Raw genomic sequence first — 16353 nt, forward strand, 5'->3', positions numbered from 1 at the left:
TGTTTTCGGCTGGAGGTTTGGTCCACAGCCAACACGCCTTATCCACAGGCTACTTGGGCAAATTGTGGACAACGCGCGGCCGTTTCGCGGAGGTTGATCAACTACGGTTCTCTAATATCTGGTTGCGATCGGAATGTCCAACGTCACGACCGGCAGCCCGCGTTCGCTTGCGATGAGTTCGATGTCGACGTCATCGTCATGACAACCCCATTACCGAGTAACCCTCTTGCGAGCTGCAGCCGTGAACGTCCGCAATCCTGCCGCTGCTTGCCGGTGATCACAGCCTCGGATTCACGCGGGCGATTCTGCGCAGTGCTCCCGGCATGAAGCGGGACAGGAAGTGGGCGCCTCGGGCTTCCGGGGTCACCGGGACCACCGCTCTGTTGTGGGTCACCGCGTCCAGAACCGCGCTCGCGACCTTCTCCGGTGGGTAGTTGCGCAGGCCGTACAGGCGGGCCGAGTTCTGCCGGCGGCGGCGTTCCTCCGCCTCGTCGACGCCCGTGAAGCGGGCCGTGGCGGTGATGCCGGTGTTGACCAGCCCCGGGCAGATGGCCGTGACTCCGATGTCCTGTCCGGCCAGTTCGGCCCGCAGGCACTCGGAGAGCATCAGCACGGCCGCTTTGGAGGTGCTGTAGGCGGGCAGTGCGCGGGACGGCTGATAGGCGGCGGCCGAGGCGATGTTGACGATGTGACCGCCCTGTCCGCGCTCGGCCATGCGCGCGCCGAAGAGCCGGCAACCGTGGATGACCCCCCACAGGTTGACGTCCAGGACCTTGCGCCAGTCGTCGGTGGTCGTGGTGAAGAAGGAGCCCGAGAGGCCGATGCCCGCGTTGTTGACCAACACGTCCACCACGCCGTACGCGTGGTGCACCTTCTCGGCCAGTTCCTCCATGGCCTGCTCGTCCGAGACGTCCGTCGTCTCCGCCCAGGCCTCGGGGGCGCCGATCAGCCGGGCCATCTCCGCGGTGCGGGCCGCCGCTTCGGCGTCCCGGTCGACGGCGACGACCCTCGCCCCCGCTTCCGCGAAGGCGAACGCGGTCGCCCGACCTATGCCGCTGCCCGCGCCGGTGATCAGCACCAACTGCTCGCCGAACCGGTCGGCATGGCGTCCCCCGGCCTGGGCGCCGGTCCGGCCGCTCTCGACGCTTGTGACGAACTCCGTGATCCACGAGGACACTTGGTCGGGCCGGGTGCGCGGGATCCAGTGCTTGGCGGGCAGCGTGCGGCGGGTCAGCCGCGGTACCCACGCGTCCAGGTCGTCGTAGAGCCGCTCCGACAGGAAAGCGTCGCCCAGGGGCGTGATGAGCTGCACGGGCGCGTGCGCGAAGGCGTCCGGGCGGGGCCTGCGCAGGCGGGCGCGGACGTTGTCCCGGTACAGCCAGGCGCCGTGGGCCGCGTCCGACGGCAGGGAGCTGGTCGGGTAGTCGCCGGACGGTACCTTCTCGGTCCGCTCCAGGATCTTCGGCCAGCGCTTGCCGAGGGGGCCGCGCCAGGCCAGTTCCGGCAGTGCCGGGGTGTGCAGCAGGTAGACGTACCAGGACTTGGCGCCCTGGCCGAGGAGTTGGCCCACCCGGCGGGGCGTCGGGCGCTTCACGCGCGTGTTGATCCAGTGCCCGAAGTGGTCCAGGGACGGTCCGGACATGGAGGTGAAGGAGGCGATGCGGCCCTCGGTGCGGCCCACCGTGACGAACTCCCAGGACTGCACCGATCCCCAGTCGTGGCCCACGAGGTGCACCGGCCGGTCCGGGCTCACCGCGTCCACCACGGCCAGGAAGTCGTCCGTGAGCTTGGCCAGGGTGAAGCCGCCGCGCAGCGGCCGCGGCGCCGTGGAGCGGCCGTGGCCACGGACGTCGTACAGCACCACGTGGAAGCGGTCGGCGAGGCGTGCGGCCACCTCCGACCAGACCTCCTTGCTGTCCGGGTAGCCGTGCACCAGCACCACCGTGGGCGCTTGCGGATCGCCCAGCTCCGCCACGCACAGCTCGACCCCGCCGGTGTGCACCCGGCGCTCACGCGCCCCTTCCAGTGTCACTTCGCCTCCGCCCAGCGCCGCACGTGCGGCAGATCGTCGTCCAGCCAGAAGGCGCTCTGCGCGGGGTCCCGGGAGTCGGTGACCACCAGGATCTCCTCGAACTTCGCGCCGGTACCCCGGAACCCGAGGTGGGGTTCGACCGCCCACAGCCCCGGCTGCGGCGGGTGGTCGGAGAAGCGGTACGGCGACCACAGGGGCGACCAGCCCTCGCGGTGGCCGTGCAGGGCGTCGGCGGCGAGCCCCTTGAGGGACTGCGCGCCGAACCCGAACAGGTGCGGCGAGAAGCGGCGGGCCCGCACCCGGTCCACCTTGTGGGCGATCACCCCGAAGGGGTACGCGCGGTGCCGGTTGGCGTAGCCCTGGCGGACCATGAGGCGGTCCACGTCCTGGTAGATCTCGCGCAGCGGGCGCCGCTCGCGCACCTCCCGCAGGATCAGCTCGCGGTGCGCCTCCAGGTCCGCCATCAGCCGGTCCTGCACCGGGTTGACGCCGAGCGAGCCCGAATAGCCGATGTCCGCCGTGCACCCCTCGTACACCGGGGCCATGTCCAGGATGAACGGCATCCCGGGCTCCAGCCGGCGGCCGGTGGGGAAGAACTGCAGCGGCAGGCGGAAGCCGGTGAACGCCGTGCGGTCGCCGAACCAGGCGAAGGGCAGGTGGAACCAGTCCCGCACGCCGCGCCGGCGCAGCCACTCGCGCTGCATCCGGGCCGCGTCACGCTCGGTGACGCCCGGCTCCAGACGCGCCGCGACCGCTTCCGCGCACTCGTAGGCGGGGCGCTGCACCCGCCTGAATCCCCGCAGCTCCGCGGAGAGTTCGTTGCTCACTGCCGTCGCCATGCCGTCCCGTCCGTCGACTGCGGTACGTGTCCGTAACTTGACATTGGTGAATGTGACAGTTGTTAGAGGTGGCGTCAATAGGGTGGATCAAGACCTGTGGACGACGGCCTGCGCGCGGCCGCCGGGTAGGTCCGGGGCAGGGGGTGGCTCGGGGTTCTGTCCTACTCGAGTCTGATGTCAAGACGGCTCTGAGGTCTGACGACCGGCGTGGCCCGCGTCACTACGTTCTAAGCGTGACTGTGATCGCGACCGAAAGCCTGAGCAAGCGGTTCCCCCGGGTGACCGCGCTCGACCGGCTGTCCGTGGACATCGGGCCCGGTGTGACCGGACTCGTCGGAGCCAACGGCGCCGGCAAGTCCACCCTGATCAAGATCCTGCTGGGTCTGTCCCCGGCCAGCGAGGGCCGAGCCGCGGTGCTCGGCCTCGACGTGGCCACCGAGGGCGCCGCCATCCGCGAGCGCGTGGGCTACATGCCGGAGCACGACTGCCTGCCGCCCGACGTCTCGGCCACCGAGTTCGTCGTGCACATGGCGCGCATGTCCGGGCTGCCGCCCACCGCGGCGCGTGAGCGCACAGCGGACACGCTGCGCCACGTCGGCCTGTACGAGGAGCGCTACCGCCCCATCGGCGGCTACTCCACCGGCATGAAGCAGCGGGTGAAGCTGGCCCAGGCGCTGGTGCACGACCCGCAGCTCGTCTTCCTGGACGAGCCGACCAACGGCCTCGACCCGGTCGGCCGGGACGACATGCTCGGCCTGATCCGCCGGATCCACACCGACTTCGGCATCTCCGTCCTGGTCACCTCGCACCTGCTGGGCGAGCTGGAACGCACCTGCGACCACGTCGTCGTCGTCGACGGCGGCAGACTGCTGCGCTCCAGCTCCACCACGGACTTCACCCAGACCACGACCACCCTCGCGATCGAGGTCACCGACAGCGACAGCCACCCGGACGGCACCCGCGCGGTCCGCGAGGCGCTCTCCGCGCGCGGGGTGGACACCCACGACGAGGGCGGCGGCCTGCCCGGCGCCGGACGCATCCTGCTGCTGACCGCCGCCGGCGAGGAGACGTACGACCTGGTGCGCGACGTCGTCGCCGACCTCGGTCTCGGCCTGGTGCGCATGGAACAGCGCCGGCATCACATCTCCGAGGTGTTCACCAGCAGCGACGAGCAGCAGAAGGAGGCCGTCGGCCATGGCGGTTGAGCAGCCCGCGCCGGTGACCGCCGGCGGCGACCAGTCCCGCATCCACGACATCGGCTACCGCGGCTACGACGGGCCCCGCCTCGGCCGCGGCTACGCCGTGCGCTCGCTGTACTCGCAGTCCCTGCGCGGCGCCTACGGCCTCGGCCGCTCGGTGAAGTCCAAGGTGCTGCCGATGCTGCTGTTCGTGGTGATGTGCGTGCCCGCGGCCATCATGGTGGCCGTCGCGGTGACCACCAAGGCACACGATTTCCCGCTCGCCCACGCCTACACCCGCTGGGCGATCGTCATGCAGGCCGTGATCAGCCTGTACGTCGCCTCGCAGGCGCCCCAGTCCGTCTCGCGCGACCTGCGCTTCAAGACCGTGCCGCTGTACTTCTCGCGGCCCATCGAGACCGCGGACTACGTGCGGGCGAAGTTCGCCGCGCTCGCCTCGGCCCTGTTCGTTCTCACCGGCGCGCCCCTCGTGGTGATGTACGCGGGCGCGCTGCTGGCCAAGATGGGCTTCGCCCATCAGACCGAGGAGTTCGCCCAGGGACTGGTGTCCGTGGCCCTGCTGTCGGTGCTGTTCGCCGGCATCGGCCTGGTCATCGCCGCCGTCACCCCGCGCCGCGGCTTCGGCATCGCCGCCGTGATCGCCGTGCTGACCATCTCCTACGGCGCCGTCTCCACGCTCCAGGCCATCGCCGACGTCCAGGGCAACACCGGCGCCGTGCCGTGGATCGGCCTGTTCTCGCCGGTCACCCTGATCGACGGGGTCCAGTCCGCGTTCCTCGGCGGCGGCTCCGGCTTCCCCGGCGGGACCGGCCCCTCCAGCGGCGAGGGCGCGGTGTACGTCCTGGTCCTCCTGGGCGTGGTCGCCGCGTGCTACGGCCTGCTGATCCGCCGCTACCGGAAGGTCGGACTGTGACGACCCTGAACATCGACCACGTCTCCCGCTGGTTCGGCAACGTGGTCGCCGTCAACGACATCACCATGACCATCGGCCCCGGCGTCACGGGTCTGCTCGGTCCGAACGGCGCCGGGAAGTCCACCCTCATCAACATGATGGGCGGCTTCCTCGCACCCTCCACCGGCTCGGTCACCCTCGACGGGCAGCCGGTGTGGCGCAACGAGGCCATCTACCAGCACATCGGCGTCGTCCCCGAGCGGGAGGCGATGTACGACTTCCTCACCGGCCGCGAGTTCGTCGTCGCCAACGCCGAGCTGCACGGACTCGGCGCGAAGGCCGCCCAGCGCGCGCTCGCCACGGTCGAGATGGAGTACGCGCAGGACCGGAAGATCTCCACGTACTCCAAGGGCATGCGCCAGCGGGTGAAGATGGCCTCCGCGCTGGTCCACGACCCCTCCCTGCTGCTGCTCGACGAGCCGTTCAACGGCATGGACCCGCGCCAGCGCATGCAGCTCATGGAACTGCTGCGGCGGATGGGCGACGAGGGCCGCACGGTGCTGTTCTCCTCGCACATCCTCGAGGAGGTCGAGCAGCTCGCCCGGCACATCGAGGTGGTCGTCGCCGGACGCCACGCCGCCAGCGGCGACTTCCGCCGGATCCGCCGCCTGATGACCGACCGGCCGCACCGCTACCTGGTGCGCTCCAGCGACGACCGTGCCCTCGCGGCCGCGCTGATCGCCGACCCGTCGACGGCCGGCATCGAGGTCGACGTGGCCGAGGGCGCGCTGCGCGTCCAGGCCGTCGACTTCGGCCGCTTCACCGCGCTGCTGCCGAAGGTCGCCAGGGACCACGGCATCCGGCTGCTCACGGTCTCGCCTTCGGACGAGTCCCTGGAGTCCGTCTTCTCGTACCTGGTCGCGGCGTAGGAGGCCCATGATGTACGACCCCACCGTCGCCCGGCTCACCTACCGGGCCCTGCTCGGCCGCCGCCGGGCCCTCATCCTCGGCGCGCTGCCGCTGCTGCTGATCGTGATCTCCGTGGCGGTTCGCGCCCTGACCGGCGCCGACGACCAGACGGCCGCGGACGTCCTGGGCGGCTTCGCGCTCGCCACCATGGTGCCGATCATCGGAGTCATCGCGGGCACGGGCGCGATCGGCCCGGAGATCGACGACGGCTCCGTGGTGTACCTGCTGTCCAAGCCGCTGAAGCGGCCGACGATCATCCTGACGAAGCTGATCGTCGCCATCGCGGTCACCATGGTGTTCTCCGCGGTGCCGACCATGATCGCGGGCCTGATCCTGAACGGCAACGGCCAGCAGATCGCCGTCGCCTACACGGTGGCCGCGCTGGTCTCCTCCATCGCCTACTCGGCGCTGTTCCTGCTGCTGGGCACGGTCTCCCGGCACGCGGTGGTCCTCGGGCTCGTGTACGCGCTGGTCTGGGAGGCGCTGTTCGGCTCCCTGGTGCCGGGCGCGCGCACGCTGAGCGTCCAGCAGTGGTCGCTCGCCGTCGCCCAGAAGCTCGCGGGCGGGGACCTGGTGACCTCCGACGTCGGGCTGACGACGGCCACGGTGCTGCTCGTCGTCGTCACCGTCCTGGCCACCTGGTACGCCGGCCAGAAGCTGCGGGCGCTGAAGCTGGCGGGCGAGGAGTAGGCCGGTCAGGGCCCCGGCAGTCCTTGACGGGGCCCTCACCTCCGCCGGAGCACACTGGACGCAGCGGGAGCACGGCTGGGAGGACCGGATGGCTGAGCGGACACCGGAGGACGGCGGAGCCGGGCGGACCGGCGGCGACGACTGGGACGAGACCGTCCTGGACGAGGCGTTCGTGCGGGCCGCGGAGACCTCCGAGCCGTCGGCGCGGGCCCGGATGCTGGCCGCCCGCTGGCGCGCCGAGTCCCCCGAGCCGCAGCCCTGGCGGTCGGACGAGCCGCCCGCGGGATGGTTCTTCAGCAAGGCGCGCCGGCGCAGGTGGCGCCGCCGGTAGCCCCGGACGCCGCATAGCCCGTGCCCGGTTTATTCGGTGGCGTCCGGATCCCGGCCGGGGCACAGTGGTCGTGCCCCATCCGCCGGGACGGACCCGGCGGCACGGACCGGGAGAGGAGCCGGGCGCTGTCCATGCACGACAGTACGTCCAGCTCCCGTCAGGGCAGTCCGAGGCGGGCTCCGGAGTGATCGCCACGACTCCGTGGAGCTCATGTCAGCTGCCCGGGGCGGCCGCTTCGAGCACGCGATGTCGCTCTCGCGTGGGCCGCCCACCCGGAGGATTGGCCGAGTGGCAAGGCACTGGCTCGCTGAGCCATGGTCGGGCGCAAGCCCGCGCACGTTCGATCCGTGCATCCTCCGCCGGACGTCGTCACCGGGACCCGGGCGGATCTTGAGGAGCGGACTACGGCAGCAACCGCTCCAGGACCGTCGCGATGCCGTCCTCCTCGTTGGAGGCGGTGACCTCGTTCGCCACCGCCCTCAGTTCCTCGTGGGCGTTGGCCATGGCCACGCCGTGGGCGGCCCAGGCGAACATCGGTATGTCGTTGGGCATGTCGCCGAAGGCGATGGTGTCGGCCGCCTTCAGACCCAGGCGGCGGGCGGCCAGGGAGAGGCCCGTGGCCTTGGACAGGCCGAGCGGCAGCAGTTCCACGATGCCCGCGCCCGCCATGGCCACCGTGACGAAACCGCCGGCCACGCGCCGGGCCACGTCCGCCAGCTCGTCGTCGCCGAGCGTCGGGTGCTGTATGTAGACCTTGTTCAGCGGCGCGGACCACAGGTCGGCCGCGTCCGTGAACGGGGTGGCGGGGAGGTTGCCCGTGACCGCGTACCCCGGGCCCACCAGCACCTCGCCGTCCAGGCCGTCCCGGCTCGCCGCCAGGTACAGCGGACCCACCTCGGCCTCGAGCTTGGCCAGGGCCACGCCCGCGAGCTGCCGGTCCAGGGTGACCGAGGTCAGCAGGCGGTGCGTGCCGGCGTCGTACACCTGGGCGCCCTGGCCGCAGACGGCGAGACCGTCGTAGCCGAGGTCGTCCAGGATGTGGCGGGTCCAGGGGACCGCGCGGCCGGTGACGACGATGTGGGCCGCGCCCGCCGCGGTGGCCGCGGCGAGCGCGTCACGGGTGCGCCGCGAGATCGACTCGTCGGAACGCAGAAGCGTTCCGTCGAGGTCGGTCGCGATCAGTCGGTACGGGAATCCGGCGCTCACTTGGCGACCGGCTCCAGGACCTCCCGGCCGCCCAGGTACGGGCGCAGCACTTCGGGGACCCGCACGGAGCCGTCGGCCTGCTGGTGGTTCTCGAGGATCGCCACGATCGTGCGCGGCACGGCGCACAGGGTGCCGTTGAGGGTGGCCAGCGGGCGGACCTGCTTGCCGTCGCGCATGCGGATCGACAGGCGGCGGGACTGGAACTCGGTGCAGTCCGAGGTCGAGGTCAGCTCGCGGTACTTGCCCTGCGTCGGGATCCAGGCCTCGCAGTCGTACTTACGCGAGGCCGAGGCGCCGAGGTCGGCGGAGGCGACGTCGATGACGCGGAACGGCAGCTCCAGCGAGGTCAGCCACTGCTTCTCCCACTCCAGCAGCCGCTTGTGCTCCGCCTGGGAGTCCTCGGGGGTGACGTAGGAGAACATCTCGACCTTGTCGAACTGGTGCACGCGGAAGATGCCCCGCGTGTCCTTGCCGTGCGAGCCGGCCTCGCGGCGGAAGCAGGGCGAGAAGCCCGCGTACCGCAGCGGCAGCCGGTCGGCGTCGATGATCTCGTCCATGTGGTAGGCCGCGAGCGGGACCTCGGAGGTGCCGACCAGGTACAGGTCGTCCTTGTCGAGGTGGTAGACGTCCTGGGCCGCCTGGCCGAGGAAGCCGGTGCCCGCCATGGACTGCGGACGCACCAGCGCCGGGGTCAGCATCGGGGTGAACCCGGCCGCGGTGGCCTGGGCGATGGCCGCGTTCACCAGGGCCAGCTCCAGCAGGGCGCCGACACCGGTGAGGAAGTAGAAGCGGGAGCCGGAGACCTTGGCGCCGCGCTCGACGTCGATCGCGCCGAGCACCTGGCCGAGCTCCAGGTGGTCCCTGGGCTCGAAGCCCTCAGCGCCGAAGTCCCGGATGGTGCCGTGCGTCTCCAGCGTGACGAAGTCCTCCTCGCCGCCGACGGGCACGTCGGGGTGGACGAGGTTGCCGAGCCGCTGCAGCAGCCGCTGGGTCTCGGCGTCGGCCTCGTCGCGCTCGGCGTCGGCGGCCTTGACGTCGGCCTTGAGCTGCTCGGCGCGGGCCAGCAGCTCGGCCTTCTCCTCCGGGGTGGCCTTGGGGATCAGCTTGCCGAGCGACTTCTGCTCGGCGCGCAGCTCGTCGAAGCGGACGCCGGAGGACCTGCGCCGCTCGTCGGCGGACAGGAGGGAGTCGACGAGCGCGACGTCCTCTCCACGGGCGCGCTGGGACGCGCGCACACGGTCGGGGTCCTCACGGAGCAGGCGAAGGTCAATCACGCGAGCAAGGCTACCGGTGCGAGCTCGCAGGTCACGACTCACTATCGCGACTCGCGCCTTACGTGCCGTTTCGGGGCAATTGCGCAATGTGGTGGAAGAGGTCAAGAAAGAATGTCCCACTCCCTGGAACGAGGCAGACGGCGGATTCTCGGTTGACCGGATTTCCTTGTGGAGGGCGGGACTTGGAGAGCCCGTCCGCAGGCCGTTGTCCACAGCGATCCGCTCTGTGGGGGAAGTTATCCACAGGCTGTGCGGAAAGTCTGTGGATTCCGGAATTGATCACTCCGGAAGTTTCGGCCAGGTGGAGGAATTCCTGGCCCAAGCAGGGATGACACCTGCTTTCGGGTGGAAAGGGGTCGCCCCAAAAGATGAACCAAAGGAAACGGGTGGACGAAGGGTGACGTGCCGGGCGGTGGTCGCAAGGGGGACTTCCGGGGCGATTTGTCGATGGGACCGCCCGCCCTTGTCGACTTGTCCCCAGGTCGAGAAGCGGACCTGTGGATAACTTCTGTGGATAACGAAGATATGCAGGTAGGACTGACCGGAAGCAGTCTACGGCCGCCTCAGAACCGGCCGTCCTGGCAGCGCGCCACCCAGTCGGCGGCGGCCATGAACTCCTCGTCCGAGGTCCCCGGCGAAGTGGCCCGGGCCTCGGCGGGCGTGATGTCGGCGCGCGGATAGGAGCCGAGGAACCGGACCTGGAGGCAGATCCGCTTGAGGCCCATCAGCGCCTCGGCCATGCGCCGGTCGGAGATGTGCCCCTCGGCGTCCACGCAGAAGCAGTAATTGCCGATTCCCGCACCGGTCGGCCGGGACTGCAGCAGCATGAGGTTGATGCCCCGGGTGGCGAACTCGCCGAGCAGATCGCGCAGCCCACCGGGGTGGTCGTCCCGCTGCCACAGCACCACCGAGGTCTTGTCCGCTCCGGTCGGCGCCGCGGGCCGGGCCGGGCGGCCGACCAGCACGAAGCGGGTCTGCGCGTTCTCCGCGTCGTGGATGCCGGTCTCCAGGGCTTCGAGGCCGTACCGGGCGGCGGCGAACTCGCCCGCGAAGGCGGCGTCGTACCGGCCCTCCTGGACCAGCCGCGCGGCGTCCGCGTTCGAGGCGGCCGACTCCCAGTGGACGTCCGGCAGGTTCCTCCTGAGCCAGTTGCGCACCTGCGGCTGGGCCGCGGGGTGCGCGGAGACCGTCTTGATGTCCGACAGCCGGGTGCCCGGCCGGACCAGCAGTGCGAAGGTGATCGACAGCAGCACCTCGCGGTAGATCGTCAGCGGCTCGCCGGCGACCAGCTCGTCCAGGGTGGTGGTGATGCCGCCCTCGACGGAGTTCTCGATCGGCACGAACGCGGCCTCGGCCTCGCCGGCCCGGACCGCGTCCAGCGCCGACTGCACCGACACGTACGGCACCAGCTCCCGGGTGGCCGCCTCCGGGAGCGTGCGCAGGGCGACTTCGGTGAAGGTGCCTTCGGGACCGAGATACGCATAGCTCGCTGGCATGTCCTCACCCTAATGGCCGCCGGGGCGGGCGGCTTCCGTGTCTCATGGAGGCCACCCGACCGAGTGGTTTGAAACCCCGGGCGGGTGGTTCTCCAGCCGGATTCACCCCTCGAGGAGCCGCTGGCCCACGTACTCTCCCTCGGCCGCTCCGCCGGGCACCGCGAACAGGCCGCTGGCCTCGTGCCGGATGAACCTCGACAGGGCGTCGCCCCGGTCGAGCTTGCGCTGGACCGGTACGAAGCCGCGCAGCGGGTCCGCCTGCCAGCAGATGAAGAGCAGCCCGGCGTCCGGCGTCCCGTCCTGGTCGATGCCGTCGTGGTACGAGAACGGGCGCCGCAGCATCGCCGCGCCGCCGTTGCGGTCCGGGCGGGTGATCCGGGCGTGGGCGTTGATGGGCACGGCCGGTTCGCCCTTGGCGTCGGTCTTCTCCAGGTCCATCGGCGTCGTCTCGTCACCGCCCGACAGCGGCGCCCCGGTGTCCTTGCGGCGCCCGATGACCGCTTCCTGGGCGGAGAGCGACAGCGCCTCCCAGTCGTCGAGGAGCATGCGGATGCGGCGTACGACGGCGTAGGAGCCGTTCGCCATCCACGCGGGCTCGGCCGAGGCGGGCACGAAGATCCGCCGGTCGAAGTCGGCGTCGGCGGGCTTGGGGTTGCGGGTGCCGTCGATCTGGCCCATGAGATTGCGGGCCGTCATGGGGTGGGCGGTGGCGCCCGGGGTGCGGTTGAAGCCGTTCATCTGCCAGCGGACGCGGGCCGCGTGCCCGGCGTCCTTCTGGATCGCGCGCAGGGCGTGGAAGGCCACCAGCGCGTCGTCGGCGCCGATCTGCACCCACAGGTCGCCGTCGCTGCGTGCCCTGTCGAGCCGGTCCGAGGAGAAGTCGGGCAGCGGATCGAGCGCCGTCGGCCGCTGCTTCTCCAGGCCGGTCCGCTCGAAGAAACTGTGGCCGAAGCCGAAGGTGACCGTCAGCGAGGACGGGCCCGCGTCCCTGGCCACACCGGTGTCGCCGTGCGGAGCCGCCTCGCCCGCCATCAGCCGTCCGGCCGTCGCCGACCAGCGGCGCAGCAGGGCCGCGGCCTCCTTGCGGCCCGCCCCCGCCGCCAGGTCGAAGGCGACGAGGTGGCCGCGGGCCTGGAGTCCCTCGGTGATGCCGGGCTGATGTTTCCCGTGAAACATCGCCCGGCCGGCGCCCACCGAGGTCAGCGGAGCGGCCCCGGCGGGCGCGGAGGCGTATCCCACGGCCGCGCCGGCCGCGCCGAGCGCCAGCCCGGTGGCACCGGCGGTGCCGAGCAGCGCGCGCCGGGAGACTTCCCGGGCGCCTCCGGCGCTGCCGCCGCGGTTACCGGGCTCGTGTGCCGGGGAGCCGGGGGCACGGGTCTCGGAAGTGGTCTGGTCGGGCATGGTGCGGTTCAGCCGATCTGCGCGTTCTTGGAGACGGTGGCCTGGTCGATGTCGGAGGTCCGCACGGTCACGGCGACCTTCCAGTCGCCCGCCATGGGGATCTGCACTCCGCTCGCGGCCCAGTGGCCGGTGGTGATGTGGTCCGGGGTGACCGGGAGCGGTCCGATGCTCTTCGCCGCGAGGGTGAGGGCGACCTTCACCTCGGGGACGTCGAAGGCGCGTCCGTTGGGCCGCTGGACGTAGACGTGCATCTCGTTGCCGCCCACCCGTGCGGGGTCGAAGTCGATCCGGACGAGGCCCTTGCCGTCCGTGCCGCCGGTGTCGAAGGGCATGTCCAGGGTCAGCGCGCCGGACGAGGACGACGACGAGGAGCTGGAGGACGAGGAGGCCGCCTTGGCCTCCAGTTCGGTGCGGCCCGGCTCGGTCTGGGTCAGCCAGGTGGTGACCGCGAGCAGCACGACCGCGACGCCGGCCTCGGCGAGCACCGAGCGGCGCAGCCCGAAGCGGTTCGGGTCGGCGTCCCGCAGCCGCTTTTGCCGGGCGGCGTCCACCGCGGCCCGCTGCCGGGCGAGCTGGACGGCGCGTTCACCGTCACCGGGGGCGCCACCGGTAACGGCACCGGGGGCGGCCTCCTGGCCGGCGGACGCCGGTGCGGAGACGGAGTCCTGGCCGGCGGACGCCGGTGCTGAGACGGAGTCCTGGCCGGCGGACGCCGGTGCGGAGACGGGTTCCCTCTCGGGCTCTTCCGGCCGTCCGGCCTCGGCGGCCGGGTCCGCGAGCCGGCCCGTCCACCGCCGCGAGATCCAGGCGATGCCGACCAGCAGCGCCACCAGCGCGATCTTGACCAGCAGCAGCTGTCCGTACCGGGTCTCGGTGAACGCCGACCAGGAGCCGAGCTGGCGCCAGGACTGGTAGGCGCCGGTGGCGACCAGGGTGAGGACGGAGGCGAAGGCGAGCTGGGAGAAGCGGTGGACGGCGGCGGCCTCGACCGGGATGTCCGCGGGTGCCCGGTACAGGGCGACGAGCAGGGCGGTGAGTCCGCCGAGCCAGGCGGCGACGGCCAGCAGGTGCAGTACGTCGACGGGCATGGCGAGACCCGGCTGGAGCCCGGTGGAGGCGTGCTCGGCCATGGCCCAGCTCGCCGCGAGCCCGGCGGCCACGACCACCCCGCCGACGGCCAGCCCGAAGGTCAGGTCGCGCTTCTCCACCTCCTCCTCGCGCCGGTCGTAGGCGCCGAAGAGGACGGCGATGAACAGCGCGGCGGCGGCGAGCAGCAGCAGCCGCGAGACCAGCGCCGCGCCGGTCTTGGTCTGCAGCACCTGGCCGAGCAGGTTCAGGTCGAGGACGTCGCCGAACTTCCCCGAGGAGGTGTAGGAGCCGCGCAGCAGCAGCAGCCACAGGGTGGAGGCGGTGAGCGCCAGCCAGCCGCCGACGACCAGCCGCTGCAGGGGCCGCACGCCCGAGCCGCGCTGCCAGCAGGCCAGCACGAAGGCGGCGCCGCCCGCCAGCACGATGAAGCCGGCGTAGGAGACGTACCGCCCGACGGAGTAGAGCCGGCCGACGGCCGAGTCGCCCGCCGCCGTCGCGACGCCGGAGACGACCGTCTGCGAGGGCGCCCCGATGGAGAAGGTGTAGGCGCCGGCGACCGGGTGGCTGTCGGCCGAGACGACCTGGTAGCCGACCGTGTAGGTGCCCTTGGCCAGGCCGCCCTTGAGCTTCACGGCGTACGTGGTGCCGCTCACGTTGACCGGCGGGCCGGCCTGCACCTTCCTGCCCCTGGGGTCGAGCACCTGCAGGGAGTCGTCGCTCATGGCCACCTTCTCGGAGAAGGTGAGCGACACCTGGGTGGGCGCCTTGGCGACCACCACCCCCTGCGCGGGGTCGCTGCCGGTCAGCGCGGCGTGCGCGGAGGCCGGGCCGGCGCCCGCGAGCAGCGCGCCGGTGACGGCGATGAGCAGCAGCACCAGGGTGCGCAGGCGGGGGGTGATGGTCCGCGTCAAGGTGGTCCCTCCCTCAGTGTCCGGTCGACGGGTTGTACGTGGCGGACTTCACCGGCATCTCGACGGTGAGGGGCCCGGACTCGGCGAAGGTGAGCTTCAGGGTCACGTGCTGGCCCTGCTTCGGGGAGCGCTTCAGCTCCTCGAACATCAGGTGGTTGGCGCCGCTTCTGAAGACCAGCCGGCCGTGGGCGGGTATCGCGAAGGAGGTCTTCTCCCGCATGGCTCCGCCGACGGTGCTGTGCATGGTGACCTTGCCGGCGACGTCGCTGCTGACCGAGGTCAGCGCGTCCTTCCCGCCGCCCCGGTTGGTGAGGGTCAGGAACCCGGCGGCCATGTCCGGGGAGACCGGCTGGGGCATGTACGCCGAGCTCACGGACAGCTCCGCCTTCGAGGCGTCCCGGCCGGCGTCCGCTCCCGTGCCGGCGCCGGATCCGCAGCCCGTGAGCGCGAGGGCGCCGGCGAGGGCGGCCGCGGGCAGGACGGCACGCCTCACGGCTTGGCTCCCCGGACGAGCTTGGGCAGGTCCTTGGTGTAGTCGTCGACGGTGGTGTCCTCGCCGTAGAGGACGTAGCCGCCGTCGGTCTTCGGCGAGAACGCGATGACCTGGGTGCCGTGCACCGAGACGACCTTGCCGTCCTTGTCCTTCGTCGTCGGCTCGATGGAGATGCCCAGCGAGCGGGCGCCGGCCTGGATGGTGGCGAAGTCGCCGGTCAGGCCGGTGAACTGCGGGTCGATGCCCTTGAGCCACTTGCCCAGCTCGGCGGGCGTGTCGCGGCCGGGGTCGGTGGTGACGAAGACGACCCTGAGATCGTTCTGCTCGGCCTTGGGCAGCGCCTTCTTGGCGACGGCGATGTTGCTCATGGTCGTCGGGCAGATGTCGGGGCAGTGGGTGTAGCCGAAGTAGACCAGGGTCGGGTGGCCCTTGGTCTCGGCACGCAGGTCGTACTTCTTGCCGTGCGTGTCGGTCAGGACCAGGTCCGGCTTCTCGAAGGGCTGGTCGAGGATGGTCGCGGCCTTGCCCGAGTCGGACTCCTCGGAGACCACGGAGACCGGCGACTTGGCGTCGTCGCCGTTGCCGCAGGCGGAGAGGGTCACGGTGGCGGCGGCGAGCAGCGCGGCCGCGGCGAACGTCTTCTTGCGCATAGAAAAATTTCCCAGATGTGAAGAATCCGGCGCGCACCGGGGGTCGTACGAAAGGGTCGCACGACCCCCGGCGCGTGTGCGGAACGGTGATCAGGCGGCCCGGCGGCGGCCCGCGAGGACGCCGTAGGCCACACCGGCGGCTCCGAGGACGATGCCGGCCACGCCGAGCACGCGCGCGGTGGTGTCGCTGCCGCCCTTCGGGTCCTCGCCGGCTGCGGTCTGCCTGGACTTGCCGTCGGCCTCGGCCTTGGCGTCGGTCTTGTCCGCGGCGGCCGAGGCCCCGTGGTGGTCGTCGGTGGCGGCGGACAGCTCCAGCACCGGGGCCGGGTTCTCGGGCTCGTCCTGGCCCTCCTGCGGCACCTCGATCCAGCGCACGACCTCCTTGTCGGAGTACGTCTGGATCGCCTTGAAGACGAGCTGGTCGGTGTCCTCGGGCAGGGCGCCGACGGAGAGCGGGAACTTCTGGAAGTAGCCCGGCTCGACGCCCTTGCCGTCGGCGGTCCAGGTGACCTTGGTGACGGCCTCGTCGATCTTCTCGCCGTGCATCGTCAGCGGCTTGTCGAGCTTGGACTTGGTGACCTTCACGCTCCAGCCGGGCAGCGGCTGGGGCATGACCGAGGCCAGCGGGTGGTCGGTGGGGAAGTTCACCTCGAGCTTGGTGGTCGAGGAGTCGTCGCGCTCGTTCGGGACCTTGAAGTCGATGACCGCGTAGCCGCCCTTGGCCGCGGTTCCTTCGGGCTGCACGCTGACGTGCGCGAAGGCGGTGCCGGACAGGGCGAGGACGGCCGTGCCCGCGACGGCGGTGGCGGCGGCGATACGAGAAGCCTTCATGGCAGGGAGCACTCCACTTGGGTCGATTTCCGGTGGTGATCGGGAGTACG

At 71.4% G+C, this 16353-nt stretch carries 15 protein-coding genes and 1 tRNA gene; 6 read left to right on the forward strand and 10 right to left on the reverse strand.

Features of this window, described 5'->3' with window-relative positions; translation table 11 throughout:
- Nucleotides 1-277: 277 nt before the first annotated feature.
- Nucleotides 278-2032 (reverse strand): SDR family oxidoreductase, encoded by a 1755-nt coding sequence (locus tag TNCT1_RS09260; RefSeq protein WP_174266204.1) that lies wholly within the window; start codon nt 2030-2032, stop codon nt 278-280.
- A complete protein-coding gene (locus TNCT1_RS09265) occupies nt 2029-2871 on the reverse strand; it encodes a M24 family metallopeptidase (protein ID WP_143630317.1) in 843 nt (280 codons plus the stop codon). Before TNCT1_RS09265 ends, TNCT1_RS09260 begins: the two co-directional genes overlap by 4 nt.
- Before the next feature lie 239 nt (nt 2872-3110).
- Between TNCT1_RS09265 and TNCT1_RS09270 the strand changes: the two genes are divergently transcribed.
- From TNCT1_RS09270 to TNCT1_RS09295, 6 genes are all read left to right on the forward strand, one after another.
- Complete coding sequence (locus TNCT1_RS09270; RefSeq protein ID WP_143630457.1) at nt 3111-4076, forward strand: ABC transporter ATP-binding protein; 966 nt, start codon at nt 3111-3113, stop codon at nt 4074-4076.
- Entirely contained in the window at nt 4066-4983 is a 918-nt protein-coding gene (locus tag TNCT1_RS09275; RefSeq protein WP_143630320.1) for an ABC transporter permease, read from the forward strand. Before TNCT1_RS09270 ends, TNCT1_RS09275 begins: the two co-directional genes overlap by 11 nt.
- Nucleotides 4980-5891: an ABC transporter ATP-binding protein gene (locus TNCT1_RS09280; protein ID WP_143630321.1), complete on the forward strand. Its 912-nt coding sequence runs from the start codon at nt 4980-4982 to the stop codon at nt 5889-5891. The genes TNCT1_RS09275 and TNCT1_RS09280 overlap by 4 nt, the downstream gene beginning before the upstream one ends.
- A 10-nt stretch (nt 5892-5901) precedes the next feature.
- Nucleotides 5902-6621: an ABC transporter permease gene (locus TNCT1_RS09285; RefSeq protein WP_143630323.1), complete on the forward strand. Its 720-nt coding sequence runs from the start codon at nt 5902-5904 to the stop codon at nt 6619-6621.
- A gap of 88 nt (nt 6622-6709) precedes the next feature.
- A complete protein-coding gene (locus TNCT1_RS09290) occupies nt 6710-6952 on the forward strand; it encodes a hypothetical protein (protein WP_143630325.1) in 243 nt (80 codons plus the stop codon).
- Between the two features lie 274 nt (nt 6953-7226).
- Nucleotides 7227-7311, forward strand: a tRNA-Ser gene (locus tag TNCT1_RS09295).
- 43 nt (nt 7312-7354) lie between these two features.
- On the opposite strand, the gene TNCT1_RS09300 is transcribed toward TNCT1_RS09295, so the two are convergent.
- From TNCT1_RS09300 to TNCT1_RS09335, 8 genes are all read right to left on the reverse strand, one after another.
- On the reverse strand, nt 7355-8158 hold the full coding sequence (locus TNCT1_RS09300; RefSeq protein WP_143630327.1) for an HAD family hydrolase: 804 nt from the start codon (nt 8156-8158) through the stop codon (nt 7355-7357).
- Nucleotides 8155-9432 (reverse strand): serine--tRNA ligase, encoded by a 1278-nt coding sequence (serS, locus tag TNCT1_RS09305; protein ID WP_143630329.1) that lies wholly within the window; start codon nt 9430-9432, stop codon nt 8155-8157. The genes TNCT1_RS09300 and serS overlap by 4 nt, the downstream gene beginning before the upstream one ends.
- 563 nt (nt 9433-9995) lie before the next feature.
- Nucleotides 9996-10928, reverse strand: coding sequence for a prephenate dehydratase (pheA, locus tag TNCT1_RS09310; protein WP_143630331.1), 933 nt, complete (start codon nt 10926-10928; stop codon nt 9996-9998).
- A 102-nt stretch (nt 10929-11030) separates the two neighbouring features.
- Nucleotides 11031-12329, reverse strand: a complete 1299-nt coding sequence (gene efeB / locus TNCT1_RS09315) for an iron uptake transporter deferrochelatase/peroxidase subunit (protein ID WP_143630333.1) — start codon at nt 12327-12329, stop codon at nt 11031-11033.
- 8 nt (nt 12330-12337) lie between these two features.
- The gene (locus tag TNCT1_RS09320; protein WP_143630335.1) at nt 12338-14329 is read right to left on the reverse strand and encodes a copper resistance protein CopC; all 1992 of its coding nucleotides are present in this window, start codon (nt 14327-14329) and stop codon (nt 12338-12340) included.
- A gap of 13 nt (nt 14330-14342) precedes the next feature.
- Entirely contained in the window at nt 14343-14822 is a 480-nt protein-coding gene (locus TNCT1_RS09325; RefSeq protein WP_143630337.1) for a copper chaperone PCu(A)C, read from the reverse strand.
- The gene (locus tag TNCT1_RS09330; RefSeq protein ID WP_143630338.1) at nt 14819-15472 is read right to left on the reverse strand and encodes an SCO family protein; all 654 of its coding nucleotides are present in this window, start codon (nt 15470-15472) and stop codon (nt 14819-14821) included. The genes TNCT1_RS09325 and TNCT1_RS09330 overlap by 4 nt, the downstream gene beginning before the upstream one ends.
- 90 nt (nt 15473-15562) lie before the next feature.
- On the reverse strand, nt 15563-16303 hold the full coding sequence (locus TNCT1_RS09335) for a YcnI family protein (protein ID WP_143630340.1): 741 nt from the start codon (nt 16301-16303) through the stop codon (nt 15563-15565).
- Nucleotides 16304-16353: the final 50 nt, after the last annotated feature.

The organism is Streptomyces sp. 1-11, assembly GCF_007176755.1.
Taxonomy (GTDB): domain Bacteria; phylum Actinomycetota; class Actinomycetes; order Streptomycetales; family Streptomycetaceae; genus Streptomyces.

Bases quoted from the DNA above. Each gene is read 5' to 3' on its own strand.
- TNCT1_RS09290 (WP_143630325.1), top strand. From the start codon at position 6,710: ATGGCTGAGCGGACACCGGAGGACGGCGGAGCCGGGCGGACCGGCGGC.
- efeB (WP_143630333.1), bottom strand. From the start codon at position 12,329: ATGCCCGACCAGACCACTTCCGAGACCCGTGCCCCCGGCTCCCCGGCA.
- TNCT1_RS09335 (WP_143630340.1), bottom strand. From the start codon at position 16,303: ATGAAGGCTTCTCGTATCGCCGCCGCCACCGCCGTCGCGGGCACGGCC.
- pheA (WP_143630331.1), bottom strand. From the start codon at position 10,928: ATGCCAGCGAGCTATGCGTATCTCGGTCCCGAAGGCACCTTCACCGAA.
- TNCT1_RS09330 (WP_143630338.1), bottom strand. From the start codon at position 15,472: ATGCGCAAGAAGACGTTCGCCGCGGCCGCGCTGCTCGCCGCCGCCACC.
- TNCT1_RS09285 (WP_143630323.1), top strand. From the start codon at position 5,902: ATGTACGACCCCACCGTCGCCCGGCTCACCTACCGGGCCCTGCTCGGC.
- TNCT1_RS09265 (WP_143630317.1), bottom strand. From the start codon at position 2,871: ATGGCGACGGCAGTGAGCAACGAACTCTCCGCGGAGCTGCGGGGATTC.
- TNCT1_RS09275 (WP_143630320.1), top strand. From the start codon at position 4,066: ATGGCGGTTGAGCAGCCCGCGCCGGTGACCGCCGGCGGCGACCAGTCC.